This is a genomic window from Cytobacillus sp. FSL K6-0265, from assembly GCF_038003465.1.
GTDB classification, from domain to species: Bacteria; Bacillota; Bacilli; order Bacillales; family Cytobacillaceae; genus Cytobacillus; species Cytobacillus stercorigallinarum.
The window spans coordinates 2411983-2432320 of sequence record NZ_JBBOPE010000001.1 but is presented as its reverse complement, the minus strand read 5'-3'; the positions used below and the strand labels follow the sequence as shown (position 1 = coordinate 2432320).

General features: G+C 35.7%; 23 protein-coding genes and 2 pseudogenes. 16 read left to right on the top strand and 9 right to left on the bottom strand.

What is annotated here, in order from left to right; genetic code table 11:
* Positions 1 to 12 precede the first annotated feature (12 nt).
* Complete coding sequence (locus MHH73_RS12360) at positions 13 to 2385, top strand: xanthine dehydrogenase family protein molybdopterin-binding subunit (protein ID WP_341067124.1); 2373 nt, start codon at positions 13 to 15, stop codon at positions 2383 to 2385.
* A gap of 160 nt (positions 2386 to 2545) precedes the next feature.
* A complete protein-coding gene (locus MHH73_RS12355) occupies positions 2546 to 3820 on the top strand; it encodes an MFS transporter (RefSeq protein ID WP_191814316.1) in 1275 nt (424 codons plus the stop codon).
* Positions 3821 to 3898: 78 nt separating this feature from the next.
* Here the strand turns inward: MHH73_RS12355 and MHH73_RS12350 are convergent, their stop codons facing one another.
* Positions 3899 to 4330, bottom strand: a complete 432-nt coding sequence (locus tag MHH73_RS12350) for a terpene synthase (RefSeq protein ID WP_341067121.1) — start codon at positions 4328 to 4330, stop codon at positions 3899 to 3901.
* Positions 4331 to 4694: 364 nt separating this feature from the next.
* Here MHH73_RS12350 and MHH73_RS12345 point away from each other — a divergent pair, with 364 nt between their 5' ends.
* Positions 4695 to 4886 (top strand): hypothetical protein, encoded by a 192-nt coding sequence (locus MHH73_RS12345; RefSeq protein ID WP_341067118.1) that lies wholly within the window; start codon positions 4695 to 4697, stop codon positions 4884 to 4886.
* Between the two features lie 52 nt (positions 4887 to 4938).
* Here the strand turns inward: MHH73_RS12345 and MHH73_RS12340 are convergent, their stop codons facing one another.
* The gene (locus MHH73_RS12340) at positions 4939 to 5379 is read right to left on the bottom strand and encodes an OsmC family protein (protein ID WP_341067115.1); all 441 of its coding nucleotides are present in this window, start codon (positions 5377 to 5379) and stop codon (positions 4939 to 4941) included.
* Positions 5380 to 5495: 116 nt separating this feature from the next.
* On the opposite strand from MHH73_RS12340, the gene MHH73_RS12335 reads away from it, so the two are divergent.
* The gene (locus MHH73_RS12335) at positions 5496 to 6251 is read left to right on the top strand and encodes an exodeoxyribonuclease III (protein ID WP_341067112.1); all 756 of its coding nucleotides are present in this window, start codon (positions 5496 to 5498) and stop codon (positions 6249 to 6251) included.
* 339 nt (positions 6252 to 6590) lie between these two features.
* The gene (locus MHH73_RS12330; RefSeq protein ID WP_263600752.1) at positions 6591 to 6722 is read left to right on the top strand and encodes a hypothetical protein; all 132 of its coding nucleotides are present in this window, start codon (positions 6591 to 6593) and stop codon (positions 6720 to 6722) included.
* A 77-nt stretch (positions 6723 to 6799) separates the two neighbouring features.
* On the opposite strand, the pseudogene MHH73_RS22470 reads toward MHH73_RS12330, so the two are convergent.
* A pseudogene (locus tag MHH73_RS22470) lies at positions 6800 to 6892 on the bottom strand (type II toxin-antitoxin system prevent-host-death family antitoxin); the annotation flags it as partial.
* A 441-nt stretch (positions 6893 to 7333) separates the two neighbouring features.
* Between MHH73_RS22470 and MHH73_RS12325 the strand changes: the two are divergent.
* From MHH73_RS12325 to trhO, 5 genes are all read left to right on the top strand, one after another.
* Positions 7334 to 8062: a DUF421 domain-containing protein gene (locus MHH73_RS12325; protein ID WP_341067109.1), complete on the top strand. Its 729-nt coding sequence runs from the start codon at positions 7334 to 7336 to the stop codon at positions 8060 to 8062.
* Positions 8063 to 8431, top strand: coding sequence for a DUF4363 family protein (locus MHH73_RS12320; protein ID WP_341067107.1), 369 nt, complete (start codon positions 8063 to 8065; stop codon positions 8429 to 8431). It abuts the gene before it with no gap.
* A 54-nt stretch (positions 8432 to 8485) separates the two neighbouring features.
* Positions 8486 to 9544: an undecaprenyldiphospho-muramoylpentapeptide beta-N-acetylglucosaminyltransferase gene (locus MHH73_RS12315; RefSeq protein ID WP_341067105.1), complete on the top strand. Its 1059-nt coding sequence runs from the start codon at positions 8486 to 8488 to the stop codon at positions 9542 to 9544.
* A 93-nt stretch (positions 9545 to 9637) separates the two neighbouring features.
* On the top strand, positions 9638 to 9901 hold the full coding sequence (locus tag MHH73_RS12310; protein ID WP_191814296.1) for a DUF1450 domain-containing protein: 264 nt from the start codon (positions 9638 to 9640) through the stop codon (positions 9899 to 9901).
* A gap of 13 nt (positions 9902 to 9914) precedes the next feature.
* Positions 9915 to 10877, top strand: a complete 963-nt coding sequence (gene trhO, locus MHH73_RS12305; RefSeq protein ID WP_191814294.1) for an oxygen-dependent tRNA uridine(34) hydroxylase TrhO — start codon at positions 9915 to 9917, stop codon at positions 10875 to 10877.
* 45 nt (positions 10878 to 10922) lie between these two features.
* Here trhO and MHH73_RS12300 read toward each other — a convergent pair whose 3' ends face one another.
* The 3 genes and pseudogenes from MHH73_RS12300 to MHH73_RS12290 all read right to left on the bottom strand — a co-directional run bounded on the left by MHH73_RS12300 (position 10923) and on the right by MHH73_RS12290 (position 12180).
* Positions 10923 to 11540: an NUDIX hydrolase gene (locus MHH73_RS12300; RefSeq protein WP_341069750.1), complete on the bottom strand. Its 618-nt coding sequence runs from the start codon at positions 11538 to 11540 to the stop codon at positions 10923 to 10925.
* Between the two features lie 165 nt (positions 11541 to 11705).
* Positions 11706 to 12008: pseudogene (locus MHH73_RS12295) on the bottom strand (HAD family hydrolase); the annotation flags it as partial.
* A 64-nt stretch (positions 12009 to 12072) separates the two neighbouring features.
* On the bottom strand, positions 12073 to 12180 hold the full coding sequence (locus MHH73_RS12290) for an HAD family hydrolase (protein WP_341067102.1): 108 nt from the start codon (positions 12178 to 12180) through the stop codon (positions 12073 to 12075).
* Positions 12181 to 12345: 165 nt separating this feature from the next.
* Between MHH73_RS12290 and MHH73_RS12285 the strand changes: the two genes are divergently transcribed.
* Positions 12346 to 12957 (top strand): superoxide dismutase, encoded by a 612-nt coding sequence (locus MHH73_RS12285; RefSeq protein WP_341067099.1) that lies wholly within the window; start codon positions 12346 to 12348, stop codon positions 12955 to 12957.
* Between the two features lie 292 nt (positions 12958 to 13249).
* Here the strand turns inward: MHH73_RS12285 and MHH73_RS12280 are convergent, their stop codons facing one another.
* Positions 13250 to 13879 carry a helix-turn-helix transcriptional regulator gene (locus MHH73_RS12280; RefSeq protein WP_341067096.1) on the bottom strand — a complete coding sequence of 210 codons (630 nt, stop codon included), beginning with the start codon at positions 13877 to 13879 and terminating at the stop codon, positions 13250 to 13252.
* Positions 13880 to 14071: 192 nt separating this feature from the next.
* On the opposite strand from MHH73_RS12280, the gene MHH73_RS12275 reads away from it, so the two are divergent.
* The 5 genes from MHH73_RS12275 to sipW all read left to right on the top strand — a co-directional run bounded on the left by MHH73_RS12275 (position 14072) and on the right by sipW (position 18708).
* Positions 14072 to 15025, top strand: a complete 954-nt coding sequence (locus tag MHH73_RS12275) for an MBL fold metallo-hydrolase (RefSeq protein WP_341067093.1) — start codon at positions 14072 to 14074, stop codon at positions 15023 to 15025.
* A 434-nt stretch (positions 15026 to 15459) separates the two neighbouring features.
* Entirely contained in the window at positions 15460 to 16050 is a 591-nt protein-coding gene (locus MHH73_RS12270) for a CalY family protein (protein ID WP_191814282.1), read from the top strand.
* Positions 16051 to 16089: 39 nt separating this feature from the next.
* Positions 16090 to 17667: a M4 family metallopeptidase gene (locus MHH73_RS12265; protein WP_191814536.1), complete on the top strand. Its 1578-nt coding sequence runs from the start codon at positions 16090 to 16092 to the stop codon at positions 17665 to 17667.
* A 63-nt stretch (positions 17668 to 17730) separates the two neighbouring features.
* On the top strand, positions 17731 to 18159 hold the full coding sequence (locus tag MHH73_RS12260; protein WP_341067090.1) for a hypothetical protein: 429 nt from the start codon (positions 17731 to 17733) through the stop codon (positions 18157 to 18159).
* Positions 18160 to 18708, top strand: a complete 549-nt coding sequence (gene sipW, locus MHH73_RS12255; RefSeq protein ID WP_341067088.1) for a signal peptidase I SipW — start codon at positions 18160 to 18162, stop codon at positions 18706 to 18708.
* Between the two features lie 234 nt (positions 18709 to 18942).
* Here sipW and MHH73_RS12250 read toward each other — a convergent pair whose 3' ends face one another.
* Positions 18943 to 19962 (bottom strand): AI-2E family transporter, encoded by a 1020-nt coding sequence (locus MHH73_RS12250; RefSeq protein ID WP_191814276.1) that lies wholly within the window; start codon positions 19960 to 19962, stop codon positions 18943 to 18945.
* A 43-nt stretch (positions 19963 to 20005) separates the two neighbouring features.
* Positions 20006 to 20320, bottom strand: coding sequence for a hypothetical protein (locus MHH73_RS12245; RefSeq protein WP_341067084.1), 315 nt, complete (start codon positions 20318 to 20320; stop codon positions 20006 to 20008).
* Between the last annotated feature and the right edge of the window lie 18 nt (positions 20321 to 20338).

Here is a 20338-nt window from a genome sequence, read left to right as displayed (position 1 = left end):
GGAGGGAGAAATATGCATAAATATATCGGAAAAAGCATGCAAAGAAAGGAAGATTATCGCCTTTTAACGGGAACAGGCATGTTTGTGGGCGATATTAGTTTAACAAATATGTCAGAAGCAGTATTTGTGAGAAGCCCCCATGCACATGCGAAGATTGTGGATATAAATATAGAGGCTGCAAAAGCAATTGAGGGTGTTTATGGGATATTTACTGCAAAAGATATTGAAGATATTAAACCATTGACGCAATTTGAATCACATTGTTTTCTTCCACCTAATTTAGTTGAGGCGATATCACCAACGATTAACTTCAACTATGAGGATATTTTGGCTAAGAAAAAAGTGACATACGTTGGCCAGTCTGTCGCAATTGTTGTGGCGAAAAATCGTTACATCGCCGAAGATGCAGCTGATCTAGTCGAGGTAACTTATGAGCCGCTACAACCGCTTGTTGACCCATATGAAGCGCGAAAAGAGGATGCACCGCTCATACAAGAACATTTAGAAAACAATATTCAGTCTCATTTTCACGTAACAACAGGTTATGTTGAGCAAGCATTTTCCGAAGCAGACTATATTATTAATGAAAAAATTCGAACTCCCCGACTGGGATCAAATCCGTTAGAAACACGAGGAGTAGTGGCGAAATTTGATACAAGAAATCAAGAGCTGAGAGTATGGTCGTCATCGCAAATGCCTTATGAAATCAGATCTACTTTAGCCCATTGTTTGTCATTACCCGATTTAAGTATACGTGTCACAGCACCTGATGTAGGAGGCGGCTTCGGACCAAAAGGTGGTGTTTACCCAGAAGAGATTCTCATTCCTTACTTAGCTAAAAAAATTCGGAGGCCGATAAAATGGATAGAGGACCGAATGGAGCATTTAACAAGTGCAAGGCAATCTAGGGACCAAATCCATGAAGTAAAAGTTTCGTTTAAACAGGATGGAACAATTACGGCCATTGAAGATTTTTTTGTGATTGATAGTGGTGCTGTTAATTTCTTCGCTTTAACTTGTGCTTATAATAGTGCCTATCATTTAAGAGGGGCTTATAAAATCCCTAACTATGATAGTAAATGTGAAGTCATTTTAACGAATAAAACACCTAATGTGCCATTTAGGGGAGCTGGTAGACCTGAAGTAGTCTTCGTAATGGATCGAATTATCGATATCGTCGCAAGAAAATTAAAAGTAGATCCAATCGAAATTATGAAGAAAAATATGATTCAAGCTGAAGACATGCCTTATGATCAAGGAATTTTAGTGAAAGATGGCCACCAGCTTATTTATGATAGTGGCGATTATCCTGATGCATTACGCAAAGCAGTTGATTTAGTTGATTATGAAGCTTTTAGAAAAGAACAAGAAGAGAAGAAGAAAGAGGGCAAGCTTGTTGGTATTGGTATCTCTTCTTATGTAGAAGGTACAGGTGCAGGACCTTATGAAGGGGCACATATCTCTATTGATCCTTCTGGCCATGTGACAGCTTATTTAGGCTGTACGCCTCAAGGACAAGGGCATGAAACAGTATTCTCACAAATTGCAGCAGATGGATTGGGAGTAAACCCGCAAAATATTACTGTTCGCGTTGGCGAAACAACTGTGTTGCCAATGGGCCAAGGAACGTACGCTAGCCGAAGCGCCGTAAATGCAGGTTCAGCTATTTATGAGGCAGCATTAAAAATGAGAGAGAAAGTGTTAAAAATTGCCGCCCATTTACTAAAAACGGATGAAGAATTAGTCATTGATGAAGGGAAAATATATGCAGAGACTTCTCCAGAAAAGTTTGTCACCTATAAAGATGTTGGGCGAGCTGCGCTACCTGCTAAATTAGGAAATTTACCGGAAGGCATGGAAGCTAGCTTAGAAGTAACACATTATTTTGCACCTCCAACAGTCACATTTGCTGCATCGATTCATATGGCACAAGTGGAGGTGGATAAAGAAACAGGTTTTGTAAACTTACAGAATTATAGTGTTGTACATGATTGTGGTACGGTTATTAATCCGATGATTGTTGATGGTCAAGTGCAAGGCGGTATTGCGCAAGGGATTGGTTCTGCTCTTTATGAAGAAATTGTCTATGACCAAACAGGGCAATTGCTTACCGGTACTTATATGGATTATTTACTACCAACATCGATGGAAGTACCAACAGTGGAAAAAGCACATCAGGAATTCAAGTCGACAAGAAATCGCCTAGGGATAAAAGGTGTAGGTGAGGGAGGAGCGATCGCGCCACCCGCTGCAATAGCAAATGCGATCGTAGATGCCCTTCATCCATTAGAAATTAAAACAAATGATTTACCCATCAGTCCAAATAAACTAAGAACATGGATTAAGGAAGCAGAGGCATCTTTTCAAGCATTACAAACAAATTAAAGGGAAAAACAGGTATCTTCCAAAGGATTTTGTGGGAAATCCCTTTGTTTGCAAGATACCTGTTCTGTCTTAAAGATTACTAGGATCGTTATCAATAAGAGTGTACTTATTATATCACTCTTCTACTAACATGCCAATTTTCACTAGGGGTGATTCAACTATGCAAGATGCAAAAGTAATTCACGAAGAAAACATGACTAAGGCAACCAATACTAGGTGGATTTATATTTCATTACCATTGATGTTATTATTCACAGTTTCAATGATTGATAAATCTAATATTAATATATTATTTGCAGAAAGACAGTTTTTACAAGATTTAGCCATTAGTGATAATGTAATCAAGGGAACATTAAGCTCTGTCTTTTTAATTACATACGCATTAGGGCAATTTTTCTGGGGGTTTGTAGTTGATCGTATCGGTGCGTTTAAGAGTGGGATGATTGGTATAGCCATTTGGGGTATAGCGATGGTTATCGGTGGAGCAGCTACATCGGTTACGGCATTATTATGGTCAAGAGCATTACTAGGAGTTGGTGAAGGTGTTTTATACCCCATTGCACTAACCTTAACAGCTAAATGGTTTCCACAACACGAACAAGGTAAAGCACAGTCTTTTTGGTTTACAGGTAATGCGATTGGCCCGGTTATTGGGATTCCAGCCATTGCATTAATTGCTGCATCATTTGGATGGAGAGAAAGTTATTTTGCACTAGCGATTATTTCTTTTATTTGTTTGGCCGTATTTATTTTTATGATTAGAAACAAGCCATCTGAACATTATGCCACAAATGCTGCAGAAGTGAACTATATAGAAAATGGACAAGGTGTGAAAAAGACTGTTAGCATCGATACAGGTAGTCTGAAGTCCGTTTTAACCAGTCCTTTGTTTTGGATATTAACAACGGTATATGCTTGCGTCTCAATCGGTTTTTTCGGATTTTCTACTTTTTTGCCAAGCTATTTAACAGAAGCAAAGGGGATTGATTTTGTTAATTCAGCTATGATTAATGCAGCGGGTTATGCGCTCGCTATCATCGTACAATTAGTATGTGGCTATCTATCTGATAGATGGATGAAACGGGCTGTCTTTGTCGCTGTAGCTAGTCTCATCATCATTGGCTGCTTCCTAGGATTCTTATACACTACGAATACTACAGTCGTGATCCTACTTACAATTATTCTATTAGGTGTATTATACATGCCAGCACCGATAACCATGACGATGCTCCATGAAGTTGCATCACCCCAAGTAATGGGGAGAATCAGTGGTATATTCGGATGTGTATCTTATTTAGTAGCAGCTGCTGGCCCAATGGTTGTTGGCTTTTTCAGTACAACAACAGGCTCATTTACAGGCGGTTTTATGGCGTTAATTAGCTTTATCGTACTTTCACTTTTATTATGTGGGTATTTAATGAAGAAAGGTTATTGATATAGGCCCATTTTAAAAAAATATAAAAATAGAGTCGTTCTGAACGAAGAGAACGGCTTTATTTTTTTTTAAGAAACCTTAATCTTGTGATAAATAAATCCAATTTTTTTCATCAAATTCTTCTATTTTATAATTTGAACCTATATGTTGTAAGATTTTATTAAAGGATTTTATATTGTCTTCATTATCATACAAATCTTCTTGAACATATTCCTTAATAATAAAATTTGTTAAGTTCGTATTATTAACGAAGTCCGAAAAATATGATCGTAGTGCTTTTGAATCCTCTTCGTTTAACTTTTCATCATTAATGATAGAAATCCTGAAAACATTTAGTATCTCATCAATCTCTTCATCTTCCATATAACATAGTGGGTCTAGTTGTTTATCCTCATTAGTAAATGGATTTCTAGTATCTTCAATGATTACATAAGATAAGAAATGTTCCTTCTTCCAAACATGAAAAATTTCTAAATCACGTAATTTTAAGACTCTACGAAGTGAAAACATAAACTTTCTCCTATCCCTATTTAGTTAAGAATATCTTTTAGGCTGTATTAAAGTAAAGTACTTTCTGTTTATTGTTCCATTGGTGGGGTAGTTTCACCTTAACAGGCACTCGGGTAACTTCCTAATGTCGCAACAATCACGCCAAAAATGCACCTATGATATCTCGAATGGTAAAGTGACAGTTAAACCGGCAGCGAATAGAAATAAAACCAAAGGCGCTAGCAAATCATCCTTTTCAGAAAGAAGTGAGGTGAGCGTACAAGAGGTAAAGGCTATCCCTTTTCATCATGTCAACATATGGGGGGTGAAATAATAGATTTATTTGCCAAAGCAGAGATTCAACCAAATAATCCGCGTTGAGTGAATGGCGGAAGAGTTAATTAAGTCAATGGTTGCTCATAATTTTGGTGTAAGCATATTGCTAGAATTATTATTAGAAACCATTCCTAAAAATTGTGTGGTAATGCCATTAAAGGAAGAAAGCTATCGCATATTGTCCCCAGCTATCAAAAGATGTGTAGAAATCACGGAGAAGTGGGTAGCGTCGTTTGATTAAACCTTCACGCCTCTATTGAAACTTGTAAGAGACGTGGATTGGATTGCTGTTTTTATTTGATGGTTACTTCTAGTTCAATATCTACATTGCCTTGGATGGCGCGTGAAATCATGCAGGATGCTTCTGCTTTTTTAGCCAACTTCAACGCAAGGTCCTTGTCACGGTCATTATCATGGTTTGTAAGTACAATGGTTGGTTTATGGATGATTTTCTTATAAGTTAAGACGCCATTTGTTTCGTTAACAATTGCTGTTGATTCCATCGATAAATCATTTTTCTCCAATTTACTTCTTTCCATCATGGCAGCTAATGTAATGATATAACAAGTGGCAGCAGCACCTAGAAGCATTTCATCCGGATTTGTCCCTACTCCTGGTCCGTTCATTTCAGGCGGAATAGATACTTTTGTACGCAGTTGTCCACTTTCAATTATTCCGACACTATTTCGTAATCCTGGAAAGTGTGCTTTTAAATGAAATTGATGATCAGCCATTCAAATTCCTCCTTCAACTATACGTAAAAACTATAGCAAATCACAAGACTTTAATCAAAGTCAAACTTCCTATAGAATAAGAAGGATCAGATAGAGAAAAAGGGGAGTTTAGCAACATGAAATTTGTGTCATGGAATGTCAATGGTTTGCGCGCTTGTGTGAAGAAGGGGTTTCTCGACTTTTTCGCAGAAGTAGATGCAGATGTGTTTTGTATACAAGAATCAAAGCTTCAAGCGGGTCAAATAGAATTAGATTTAAAAGGCTACCATCAATATTGGAATTATGCCGTTAAGAAAGGCTATTCCGGTACCGCTATTTTTACTAAAGTAGAACCACTATCAGTAAAATATGGTGTGGGAGAAAACGTAGAACAAGAAGAAGGAAGAATTATTACGTTGGAATTTGAAACGTTTTACCTTGTAAATGTATATACACCGAATTCAAAAAGAGACCTTTCCCGATTAGACTATCGTTTACAATGGGAAGATGATTTAAAAACATATTTGCTTTCGTTAGAGGCTGAAAAACCCGTGATTTACACCGGCGATCTTAATGTTGCACACCAAACCATTGATTTGAAGAATGCAAAATCCAATATAGGAAATTCAGGATTTACTGATGAGGAACGCGGAAAGATGACAAGTCTCCTTGAATCAGGGTTTGTCGATTCTTTCAGATACCTTTATCCAGAAAAGACGGATGTCTATACATGGTGGTCGTACATGGCCAAAGTGAGAGAGCGGAATATTGGTTGGCGAATTGATTATTTTATCGTGTCGGAAAAATTAAAAGCACAAATCAAAGATGCCGGTGCACACTGTCAAACAATGGGTAGTGATCATTGTCCGATTTTCTTAGAATTAGATATATAGGGAGAAAATAAAATGAAGTTTTAGACTTCATTTCAGCTTGTAGACAAAGTCTAAGAACTAGACCATGTCTACAAGTTTATTGTATAATTCAATGGAATCAAAATTATGTGGGAGATATAAAATATATTCAAAACACGTTGAGACTGGAAGAAATCAAATTGAAATGGTAGTGTTGGACCAACTTGTATCTGGTTAGGAAGGTTAAACAAGCGATTGAGAGTCTCAATTGTATGCTGAAAAAGCATATGATTATTTAGTACTGGTAGAACAATGTTTCTGACATTTCTATTGTTATTATATATAGTAGATGAAATATTTCGATTAAGTGAGGGAAATGTAATGCAAGGTATGACGGATCACCAATTTGATGTAGTATTATCTTTAATTGTGGAACAATTAAAAGATTGTAAAACAGTTGAAGAATACCAAAAAGTAACTGCAAGAATTGAAAAAATGAAAAAGAACAAATAAAAAGAGTTCAGCCACCACTGAACTCCCCAACTTTGGAGATACGGCCTTAACCCGTATCTTCCTTTTTTATTTTTTACTAATTTCTTGTATTCTTCATGACTCAATAACACTAAAAATTCTCTTCCATGTTTGGTTACAAAAACGGGTTCCGTTGGATTCTTTATAACCATATCACTAATAGCTTTAGTGTTTCTAAGATCAGTTAGAGGTATAATTTTAGTCACTGTAATAACATGTATTATACAACTTGTACATAATAATGTGAATGATGATTAAATAATTATGTTTTTACAAAATATAACACTCACTAATAAAAGCGAGTGTTTTTCTGTGTATTTTCCCAGAACCTCCGTGATGTTAACAACATAACCAAGTAAACAGGAATTGTTCTTACTAACTGTCGGACCCCCTTCTAAAATAGTTGTGAAAATGTTGCGAGAATCTTTCTCGTTTATTTTTCTCTTATATCTTTTATATTCGGAACCATTTTGGTTTTTAAAAAAGTGCCATATGCAAAAAATCTACATATTTCCCCCAACTTTATCTTTGTTTTCTGGATACTTTTTCTAATTACGCTCATACTAAAGGCAATGATAGTAGGAGTGAATTCGATGAATGAGACATCGGTCGTTATAGTAAGGTCGATTATTGCTTTTGGTACATTGCTTATATTTACGCGATTTTTAGGTAAACAAACAGTGAGTCAAATCACATTTTTTGATTATATTTTAGGAATATCGATTGGTTCTATGGCTGCGAATCTTTCTGCAGACATCGCGACAGATGCATGGCCTTATTGGGTAGGCCTGTTCACATGGACGGTTCTCGTATTATGTCTGCAAAAAGTAACGATGAAGTGGCGCCAAGCATCGATCTATTTCGATGGGGAGCCTGTAATCGTTATTATGGATGGGGAAATTATGGATGAAGTCATGAAGAAACTGCGTTACCGTATCTCTGATCTCCAAGAACAACTAAGAGAAAAAGGGATATTTGATTTAAAAGAGGTAGATTATGCAATTGTAGAAAAAGATGGGCAAATATCCGTGTTAAAAAAAGCGGATTATTTACCAGTTACCCCAAGGGATTTACAGTTAAAGTCTACATATAAAGGAATAGGGACGGAATTAATTTATGATGGAGTGCTTGTTCGCAATAATTTGCATCAATTGAAAAAATCCGAGGAATGGCTGATGAAAGAATTAAAAAATCGTGGATATACAAAAATTAGTGATATCTTTCTAGCGATTATTGATAGCAATGGGATGCTCTTTATTGACGCTTATCAAGATAAAATGAAAAATCCCGTAGATATTACAGATTTTAAAGGATTGAAGTAAATGAAAGAGTTTATTCTTTATAAATTGATCCCCTGTCTTATACTGGCTATTTTTATATTCACAATGAAGTCTGGAGATTTTCTTAAACAACCACTCGTTGATGGCGATGATGTAATAGGGACGCTTTCTTTAGTTGAACAATCAATTCAAGAAGGTGATTGGAAAAGTGCAAAAAAACAAATCAATCAAGCCAAAGAAGGGTTTTTAACTGTTCAAAAGCGAGTGCAGTTTTCTGTTGAGAAAAATGAACTCAATCAAATAGGTACAAGTTTAAACAGAGCAATTGGTTTTATTGATGTTCATGATCAGGGGGGAGCTAAGGCTGAAATAGAAGAAATCAAATTTGCATGGGAGGGGCTAGGGAAATAAAAGTAGATTATAATAGTAATGAGGTCTTTAATTAGAGAAAGAGGAGAATGGTTGATGTTAACTAAGAAAAAAGTGGTTTTAACAGGAGGGGGATCAGCGGGGCATGTCACCCCTAATCTCGCCCTTATTACTGAATTACATAAAGAAGTAGATTTTTTTTATATAGGTTCGAAAACAGGCATTGAGAAGGAGTTAATCGCAAAGACTGATGTTCCATATTTTCCTATTTCTAGTGGGAAATTAAGAAGATATATAGACTTAGAGAATGTAAAAGATATTTTTCGCGTCATGAAAGGTGTGATTGATGCAAGGAGGATCTTAAAAAAGATAAAACCCGATTTGCTTTTTTCAAAAGGTGGATTTGTATCAGTTCCAGTGATAATTGCTGCTAAAATGCTAAAAATACCAGCAATTATCCATGAGAGTGATTTAACACCTGGATTAGCGAATAAAATTGCCCAACGATTTGCTGAAAAGGTGTTCACATCGTTTGAAGAGGCGAAAGCTTATTTTCCGAAAGAAAAAGTACTTGCCATTGGTTCACCAATAAGGCCAGAGATATTTACCGGCGATAAAAACACGGCCTTAAAGTTCCTTGAGTTTTCCGGTGTAAAGCCTATTATTACTGTTATGGGTGGTAGTTTGGGTGCTAAAAAGATAAACGAACAAATTCGCAAGGAATTACCGAATCTATTAGATAACTATCAAGTTGTGCATATTTGTGGAAAAGGTCAAGTGGATGAAAGCTTAATAGGGAAAGCAGGGTATAGACAATTTGAATATATTCATGAGGAATTACCGCATATCCTTGCAGCTACTCATTGTGTAATCACGAGGGGTGGATCTAATGCGTTATTTGAATTTTTAGCACTAAACATGCCAATGCTGATCATCCCCTTATCTAAAAAACAAAGTAGAGGTGATCAATTGTTAAATGCTGAATCATTCGCCCAAAAAGGGTTCGCAAAAGTAATCGAGGAAGAAGCAATCGGTTCCCTTTTACACACGTTAAGGCAAATGGAATTGGATAGACCAAAAATGATTGCTAGTATGAAGAACTCTCCTTTGACGAACGGTTTAGAAGTTATAGTGAATGAGATTAGGGCAAGGTAATTGATATAAATCTATTTGAAAATGCCTGTTAAATCATGGTATAGTATTCTACGGACAAATATGAAAATAGACATCTAAAAAAGGATGTTGTATATGGGATTATTTAATAAAATTTTTTCAAAAAAAGAACAAGTTACGATAGAATTTTGCGAAAAGAACCTCGATCGGTTTTATACTGATGAAGACTTTGCGTTATTTGGCCCTTTTCTTTCTAGTAAAGAAGTATCTTATAAACAATATGAATGCCAATCACATTGTAAGCAATGTAAGAAAAGTCCATATGCAATAGTGAATGGCGAGTTTATTCAATGTGAAACGCCCAGTGAACTATTGTCGCAAATGAAAGAACAGAAATAAGCAGGTGGAAGAAATGACAGAAAAAAATAATCAATACCGCGTTTTACTCTATTATAAATATGTAACAATCGAACATCCTGAAGCCTTTAGTAAACATCATCTAAAAGCATGTCGTGAGCTCGGATTAAAAGGACGAATCCTTGTTGCTAAAGAAGGTATAAACGGTACAGTGTCAGGAACAGTGGAACAAACAAATGCGTATATAGATATGATGAAAAACGACAAACGCTTCAGTGATATGGTATTTAAAATCGATGAAACGAATGGCCATGCATTCAAAAAAATGCATGTCAGACCTCGTAAAGAAATAGTAACATTAAAACTAGAGGATGATCTTAATCCTAATGAGATAACAGGCAAATATTTAGAGCCAAAAGCATTCTTTGATGCCATGCAAGCAGAAGATACTGTTGTCATTGATGCAAGAAATGATTACGAATATGATATCGGCCACTTTAGAGGGGCGATTAGACCGGATGTTGAAGCTTTTCGTGATTTACCTGATTGGATACGTGAGCATAAAGACGAACTATCTGGTAAGAAAATCTTAACATATTGTACAGGTGGCATACGTTGTGAAAAATTCTCTGGTTGGTTAGTAAGAGAAGGTTTTGAAGATGTGAGTCAGCTACATGGTGGCATTGTCACATATGGTAAAGACCCAGAAGTTCAAGGAGAACTATGGGACGGCCAATGTTATGTATTTGATGAAAGGATCAGTGTGCCCATTAATCAGAAAGAGCATACCATTGTCGGGAAAGACCATTTCACTGGTGAACCTTGTGAACGTTATGTTAATTGTGCTAATCCTGATTGCGATAAACGTTTTATGACAACAGAAGAAAACGAGCATAAATATTTAAGGAGCTGTTCGGATGAGTGCCGCACACATCCTAATAATTTATACGTGCAAGAAAATGGTTTAACAGACGAAGAGTGGCAACAACGATTACAGAAGATAACAATTGATGCATAAGTAAAAGGCCCATAACCGAAAATGGTTATAGGCCTTTTTGCTTGATTAATCGATGATGGGGAATCCATGAGAATCTTTAAGAAAGTCGAAAGCCATTTTGATTTGTCCTCTCGTATTTCGATTAAGAGATAGAGGAGGTAAGTTGTCTTCAGCAAAAAAATCAATCGCTTCAGTTTCTATCCCACAGGCTGCCTGTCCCCCCGAAATCTCACATAAAATAAATATTTTATAATAATGGAAGAGTTGTTGCGGATGCGGGTGCTTATTCATATCCAACAAGGCGATGAGCCTCTTCGCAACACAAATAAAACCAGATTCTTCTTGAATTTCTTTTATAACATTCTCACTTGCGGATAAGCCAACATCACAAAAGCCCCCTGGTAAGGCCCATTTGTTATCAAACTTTTCTTTCACTAGTAATATTTTGTTATTTTGAAAAACAACGCCCCGTACGTCAACTTTCGGTGTTTGATAGCCTGATTCATTACTTAATACCGCAACAATATCGTCCGTTGATTGCTCTGAGTACTCACTTATGATTTCAGCACTCAGTTCTTTTAACTGTTCATACCTTTCAATATCATAGATATCTTTTGAAAAAGCTAAGCCTGATTGTGAGATTGCTTGGATTTTCCGCGCCCATATTAACCACTTATCAGTCATTATTTCATCCCCTTTGATAAATTGCAGCAATGTATTGCATTCATTCAATTCAATATTTGCTTGTGGTTGAAACGCCGTCGTTTGTGTTTCCTCTAACCACTTAGCAGCGATTGTTGTTACGCCTGCCGCCTTCCCAGCTAATATATCTGCCTCACTATCGTCGATAAAGGTCGCTTCTGATGGAATGACTTTAAGTCTAGATAGTGCTTTTTCGATTCATTCTGGATGTGGTTTCGGTTTCTCAACATCATCTCCTGTAATCATTACATCAAAATAATCGCCCATTTGTAGTCGCTTTAACGATATTTGTAGACTCCTTTGCGCTTTACCAGTGACAATCCCCAAGAGTAAGCCATTGTGTTTTAGCTGTTTTAACATTTGATTTATTTCATTATTATCTTGTACAATTTTTGCATGAATTGCCTCATAATGTTGGTAAAAATAGTCAATATCTTTCTTTATCAGCATGCTTTAGTTGTTTTCGAATAATCCCTGTTTCTGATGGGGCAAACATAGATAGAACTACATTGTTCTAAAGTGTACGTTGATCAAATTTTTGGAACACCTTGTTAAACGCAGCGTAATAAATAGGTAAGGTATTGGCTAACGTACCATCAAAATCAAATAGAACCGCTTTCATACAATCATCCTCTCTCGCTCCTTTTATACCAATTTTAACAAAATCAGGTAGGAAATAGTGTCTTTAATTTTCTCTCTACTTTTTATACTTATTAGTTGAAAAAGTAGATAAGGTATTCTAAAATATAGAGTGTAAAAAGATTTTACATATTAGGAGGAATTCAAAATGGCTAAACACGAATTACCAGCATTACCTTATGCAAATGATGCGCTTGAACCACATATCGATGCGCAAACAATGGAAATCCACCACGATCGTCATCATGCAACATATGTAAACAACTTAAATGCTGCATTAGAAGGACATGACGAATTAGCTAGCAAATCTATTGAAGAACTAATTGCTAATTTAGACGCTGTTCCTGAAGATATTCGTACAGCTGTACGTAATAACGGTGGCGGACATGCAAACCACAGCTTGTTCTGGACACTTCTTTCTCCAAATGGTGGCGGTGCACCAACTGGTGACGTAGCTGCTGCAATTGAAGAAGCTTTTGGTAGCTATGACGCATTCAAAGATCAATTCGCTAAAGCTGCAGCTGGACGCTTCGGTTCTGGTTGGGCATGGTTAGTATCTGAAAATGGTCAATTATCTATTACAAGCACACCAAACCAAGATAGCCCAGTAATGGAAGGTAAAACACCAATCCTTGGTCTTGACGTTTGGGAGCACGCTTACTACTTAAGATATCAAAACAAACGCCCAGATTATGTACAAGCATTCTTCAATGTTGTGAATTGGGATGAAGTTAACAAATTATTCGCAGCATCAAAATAAGGATATTGATGAGGGACCCAAAATTTAATTTTGGGTCTTTTTTATATACATAATGAGAGGTAGAAACATTTAAAAGTAAAAACAAAAAGCACACAATCTATGAGGCATCTAGGAAAAAGAGGGGACAAATAGAAAATACACACAAAGTTAAAAATGTACGCTGTTGTTCCTATCCGACATGTCACAAAAAGAAGATACATACAAAAAAGGAAGCCCTAAAAATCCACAAAACAATCAACCGACCAGTGTCAATAAAAAAGAAAAACTATTACTCTATCAAGTAATAGTTCAGTCAATTAAATTTAATTTTAAATTGGCAATGATCATGACCTTCTGTTTTGCATCTTACACGGTGGACTTGATTTGTGTTTAATGCTTGCTTGAACAATTGGGTTTCACAATGACAAGCTGTATTATAGGATTGGGCTATGGAAAGAATGGGACAATTAAACTCTGTGAGCTCATATTCGTCTGTCCCTGTTTTTGACAAGTATGCCATATAGCCTTTTTCATTTTGAATGTTTAATAATGTTTGCATTTTCATATCAGGCGCTTGTTCTTGTAATCTATGTTCGTACTCTTCCACTAGTCGCTTTTCCCGTTTCATAAATAAGTTTTCAATCGCTTCACTGCCATACAATTCTTCCATATCATTAAGAAATTCAAGTGATAGACCTTCATAATTTTTCGGAAAATAATGTTCGCCTTTACTTGTTAAATAGTAGAATTGAGTCGGGCGACCTAGCGCTTGTTTCGTTTCTGTGGATGCGATTAAACCGCTATTCTCTAATCCGGTTAAATGTTTTCTCACCGCCATATGGCTAATATTCAGGCGTTCCTTAAGGTCGTTGACAGACATGGAAGACTCTTTTTTTAATAAAAATAACACTTTATCTTTTGTTGTTTCTGCATGAAATTCCATTCTATCACCTCAAGTATGGACAATATTCGCGTGGCAATGGTCGGTTTGACAATAATACTTATTATACTATATTGTATAAAAAAACTTAAGAGATAATCATTGCCAGTGAAATTTTTAGAGAAATAAGACATTTTGATTGAGTGCTCACTCAATCATTTTTTAGATAAATAGTTTAGAAGGGGGAATAAGGTCATGATTTATCCAATTACCATACCGACAAACAGTGATTTGCGGTCTTTTAATTTCTTTATTGTAGAAGGCATTAAAGGATTAACATTAATAGATGCTGGAATTAATCATGAAGCATGTTGGCAGCAATTTCTTCAAACACTACAGCGCCATCAATTTCTGTTAGAGGATATCAATGAAATCATCCTTACTCATTCACACGAAGATCATATAGGCTTGATTCCTAGAATCATTGAAAAGCATAATATGCCCGTCTATGTTCATGCTGAAGCGATTCCTCGCTTAAAGAGGGAAAAGTCATTTTTTGAACAAAGAACTTCCTTTTATGAAAGGTTATATCGTGAGATGGGTTGTGGGAAGGAGGGTGAAAAAAGAGTACAGCAGCTCAAGAATATCGTCATAGAAAAACAAAACGAGGGATTGCATGCTGATTATAGAATGTTAGCAGAAAATGATTATATTATAAATAGGAAAGTAATTGAAACACCAGGACATGCGCCTGATCATATCGCTTTAATAGATGAAAGAAACCATGTAATGGTAGGTGGAGACCACCTTATCGCCCATATCTCAAGTAATGCTTTAATTGAACCTTATACGAATGGTGAAAGAAGAAAGACTGTCATTGAGTATGCGCACTCACTGCAAAAATGTTTAACCTATGATATTGATTATTGTTATAGTGGGCATGGGGAACGAATAACGACGCCACATTTACTTATACATAAAAGGTTGAAAGGGATAGAAAGAAAAGCTGAAAAATTCCTGTCCTATGTTTCAGAAGCAGAAAAAACAGCGAGTGAAATTGCACAACATTTTTACCCTGACAAATATTATACTCAGTTCAGCCTTGTAATGTCAGAGGTAATTGGTCACTTAGATTATTTGGAAGAAAAGAACAAAGTAGAGAAGGGAATGGAAAATGGAGTTTGGCGATATAAAGCCGCTAAGCATTAAGTAGAACGTTCTTTATAGGGGAATGGATTTCTGACATGAGACATTTTGTGAAATCCATTGCCCCTTTTCTTATCCTTTAAAATGGTCCCTTTCTATATTCATAGGCAACTCGCTATGATTTTCAGAGAATCTGATGTTGTGAGGTTGATGAAGGCAAATGCCTAAATACAATGAGTAGACGAGCAAATGGAATAAAATAATACCAGTATTCAAATAAATTCGGAGGATAATCACTTTTTCCGCCTAAAATAATGGTAATAAATACCTCATTTTTACTAAAAATGTGAAAAATGAAGGAATATGACTATATTGAAATAGGGCATAGGAAACTTAATTCTTCCTATAGATTCCTTTATGTTTGACGTAAGCTTTTCTTAATAGTCTTAGCAAATGAAGAAAAGTAAATATAAACGGTTGAAAGGAGCAGATTTACTATGGGAGTGAAAAAAAAGCTTGCATCTGGGATGATGTCAGCTGCACTTGGACTTGCTCTAGTTGGAGGAGGGACATTTGCTTATTTTTCCGATGAAGTATCGACGAATCATGTATTTGCTGCGGGCACGTTAGACTTATCCATTAACCCTGAGGTTATGTTTCAAGTGGAAAACTTAAAACCGGGTGACACTGTCACGAGAGAGCTTGTATTAAGTAATAGTGGTTCATTGCCGATCGAATCCATTCATTTGCTAACAGATTACCAAGTATCGGATGAATTATCTGATAATACAGAAGATTTTGGTAAACATATTCGTGTGAATTTTTTATGGAATTGGGAGAAAGAGTCTGAACCTATTTTTGAGACAACTTTGTATGAATTGAAAAATATGGACCCTGATATCGTACAGAGAGATCTATGGGATCCATTATGGAAGCAGAATAGTGGCCTAGCTCCAGGCGAAACAAATGAAATATGGGTACAATTCGAATTTGTTGAAAACGGTGAAGATCAAAACCAATTCCAAGGGGATCAGTTAAATCTAGAATGGGTATTTAATGCTTCACAAACAGCTGGTGAGGAGAAGTAAAATTAAAATAAGCAATGGGGGAGGCTTTTGTGCATGTCGATAAAAACGAAAGTATTATCAACAGCATTCATTTTAGGAATGCTAGCAAGTCCTATTCAAGGACAAGTTTATGCAAATGAATCACAAACCAAACTGGATAGCCACTCATCTAATCTTACTGAACATATGCAGGCAAGTGAAACGGTTCAACCTAAACAAGTACTTGAAAGTTATCTTCTTTCTAAAAGTAAGCAATTTAATTTATCTAATAAACAAATAAGCGAAAGTTTTACAGTAAAAGATTATGAGTTTGACAAAAATGAAAACTTTCATCATTATCGTTTGCAACAATTATATAAAGGTATTCCTATATATGGAGCAGAACAAACTTTTAATATTAGAACAGATAGCGATAAAGTTAGTTTTTACGGTGAAGTCGTTTCAGACATAGATATTGAAATAAAAGCTTCATCCGAACAAATAAGTGAAAAAAAGGCTATTTCCATTGCAACAGCAGGAATAGAAGCGGTAATTGGCGAAGTAAAACAATATGATAGTGAAGTAACAGCAGAAAAAGTCATATACAAGTTTGATAATAACTATTATCCTGTTTATCTTGTAAAAGCTTCCACTACTTCTCCAGAAGTAGGATACTGGCATTACTTTGTTAATGTAGAGAATGGTCAAATTATTGATTCGTATAATGCAGCAAATGAAATAACGGCATTTGGATATGGCGTATTCGGAGATAAACAAATGTTTAAGGCATCGTACATTGATGGTTTGTTTAAAATGTATGACCAAACAAGAGGTGATGGGGTCATTACATACGATTATGATAATAATATTAATGAAGATATTGTTAGTAGAAGTAAGTTATTTACCGATGGTGCTGCAGTTGATGCTCATGCCAATTCTCAAAAGACATATGATTACTACAAACAAACATTTGATCGCAACTCTGTAGATGATCAAGGGCAAAGATTACTCTCTCGTGTTCACGTTGGTGATAATTGGAACAATGCTTCTTGGAATGGTGTATATATGTCTTATGGCGATGGTGATGGTATTAGGTTTCATCCATTAGCTGGTAGTCTCGATGTGGCTGCACATGAAATGTCTCACGGTGTCATTCAACATACAGCAGGGTTAATTTATCGTAATGAATCAGGTGCGTTGAATGAATCATTCGCTGATATTTTTGGTGCTATGGTCGATCGAGATGATTGGATTATCGGTGAGGATATTATGGCGAACGGGGCGATTGGATTACGCTCTATGGAAGATCCAGCTAGTTTAATTGAGAATAGAACACAACAACCTTATCCAGATCATTGGGATAGAAGATATACAGGCTCTCTTGATAATGGTGGTGTGCATATTAATAGTAGTATTAATAATAAAGCTGCTTACCTTGTCTCTGAAGGGGGAGAGCATTACGGAGTAGAAGTAACTGGTATTGGCCGTGAAAAAACGGAACAAATTTATTATCGTGCCTTATCGGTTTATTTAACCCCAAATTCAACTTTTGCCATGATGAGACAAGCTGCAATCCATGCTGCAGAAGATCTCTATGGTGAAGATTCACCAGCAGTTACAGCAGTTGAACAAGCTTATGACGCTGTAGGCGTTCAATAATTAAAACATGCTGGGGAAATGATGATCGTTTCCCCAGCTCTTGTAAGAAAAGGAGATTTAAATATGAAGTGCAATAGAAAAATCGTTTTATTACTATCTGTTCTATCTATCTATTCTCTTATTGTGACTTTCCATACAGTATTCATAGGACATACTAAAGCAAGTTATACATATTCAACCTCTGTTGAGGTAAATGTCGAGAGCAAAGTCTGGTTACCTAATGAAGAAGTTACCGATAGTGAAAAAAAACCAGAGACAGTAAATAAGCATGAAAAGGAAAATCAGCAAGAGAAAGAAAAGCAAGAGGATGAAAAGGTGCCAAAAGAAGATAAGCAACAACAAGTAGAGCAAAAAGAAGTTACTGAAGAAGAAAAAAATGTTGATGTTGAACAAAACCAAGAAGAACTTACAGAAGAAGAAGAAATAATCGATGAAAAGCCATCTTCAAAGGATGAAATTGAACAAATACTTGATGTAGAGGAAGTTGAATAAATGAGAAAGGTACTTAACTGGTTTAGTACGGCTATGACAGTTTTCTTAATGGTGCTAGTGATCGTGTTAGCGGTTATTGTTGTTGCTGCTAAAGCATCAGGTGGGGAACCAACAATTTTAGGGTACCAATTAAAGTCTGTTTTATCTGGTTCTATGGAACCGACGTTTCAAACAGGTGCAATTATTGCCGTAAAACCATTAGAGCAGGAAGAAAAACAATCCTTAAATAAGCAAGATATTATCACTTTTCTAAGTGAAGAAGGCATTCCTGTTACTCATCGCATTCATAATGTTATTCACAGTGGCGTGCACACAATGTATGAAACAAAAGGGGATAATAATAATACAATTGATAAAGATCTCGTTCTTTCTGACAATGTAACAGCTAAATATACGGGCTTTACCATTCCTTACGCAGGTTATTTTACACAATTCGCACAGTCAAGAGAGGGAAGCGCGTTATTACTAATTGTTCCAGGTGTTTTCTTACTTATATATGCTGCATTTTTAATTATAACGGGTTTAAAGACCATACAAAATCAGCAATAAGGAAACCTCACGGGTACGACTACTTGGGAGGTTTCTTCTTTTTTATATTTATTAACTATAGTGAAAGACTTTAACTACAATGGAGGAATACAGCTTATTCATCGGGGTTGTAACAATTCAAATGCTCTAAGGAATATGTTTAGAATTTTGAGTTTGTCGTCAATCAGAGCGGAAAGTGCAGAAAAAGAGGATAAAAGCCGTACTAACTTGCACGGCTTTTATCCCCTTAGCTATTTATGCTTTTACCGATTTTTTTTCTGTCGTTTGTACATCTAATACATCTAGTAAAAAGACAAACACTGGTATTCCAACAATAAGTCCCCATACGCCAAAGAAATGTTCTCCGAAAATCAATACGATAAAAGTATAGAAGACAGGTAAATTGGTTTTTGATGACATTAGTTTTGGATTAAGTATATATGCTTCGATTGCGTGAATAATCATAATTACGACTAATAAATAAATAACGAGCATGATTCCACCAATCGTATAGCCGATTAAACTTAATGGCACCAATGAAATAATCACACCCGCAACTGGTATTAAGCCTAAAAAGAAAATAAGAATAGATAATCCCATTAAATGAGGGAAATCCATTATCCATAGAGCAAAAGTTGTTAATGCACAGTTCACAAGGGCAATAATAAATTGCGCCTCAATTACTTTGCCAAATGTTTGCACAAACTTAGAACCAAAGTAAGCAATTTCATTATAAAAAGGTGCAACTTTGCTATATTTAAATTTGTTTGTAAAGGCAATCAACTTTGGCTTCTCTAAAACGAAGAAAATACTTAAAATAAGTGAAATTAAAAATTGTATGCCAAATGAACTTATATCAGAGAAGTATTTAAGTAGAACGGTTACCCCTTGTTCTAAATAAGATGATATTTCATTGCGCTCATATAATTCAGTAATATAGTTCATGATAATATTGTCATGTTTTTGACTAAAGAAACTTTGCATTTGTCCAATCAGTTGCGAGATTTCAAATATAATAACTGGTAAATATCTGCTAATGCCAACAGTCAATATCGCAATAATAATTAAGTAAAGACCGATTACTGTGAATTTTCGATTTATGTTCATTCTCTTCAAGACAAGATTCACTAATCGATCCATTAGAAAGGAAATAATAAACGTAATAAGGATGACATTAATCATACTTCTCATTAAAAATAAAGCGAAGACGAGAATTGCAAAAATAATAACTCTTTTAATCCCGCTACTTTGTAACCATTTTTTGAAATTTTCCATTTTCATATTCCCCCTATAAAATCTTCAACAATAAAGCATCTTTTTATATAAGGAGATTAGATAAGTAACTGGATTGATACTGGACGGGTAGTTGAAATCGATCCTGTTTTGATTGTTGGTTCTCCTGAACGATGCTATGGGGTTCTTCTAAGCTAATAAATTCATTGATATTATGTACAATATGATTGTTTTTTTCTCGTATAACAATTTCCGTAGGTCTTTTAAATGCGGCAATCGTAGCCGTTATTTGAACATCATCATCATAATGTAGAGAACGATGATCATTTATATCCTCAGTAAACAATGGCGTAATGAACATATAGCAAAGGAACATCATTGGTAAACATATCTTATACAAAACCTACATCCTCTCAGC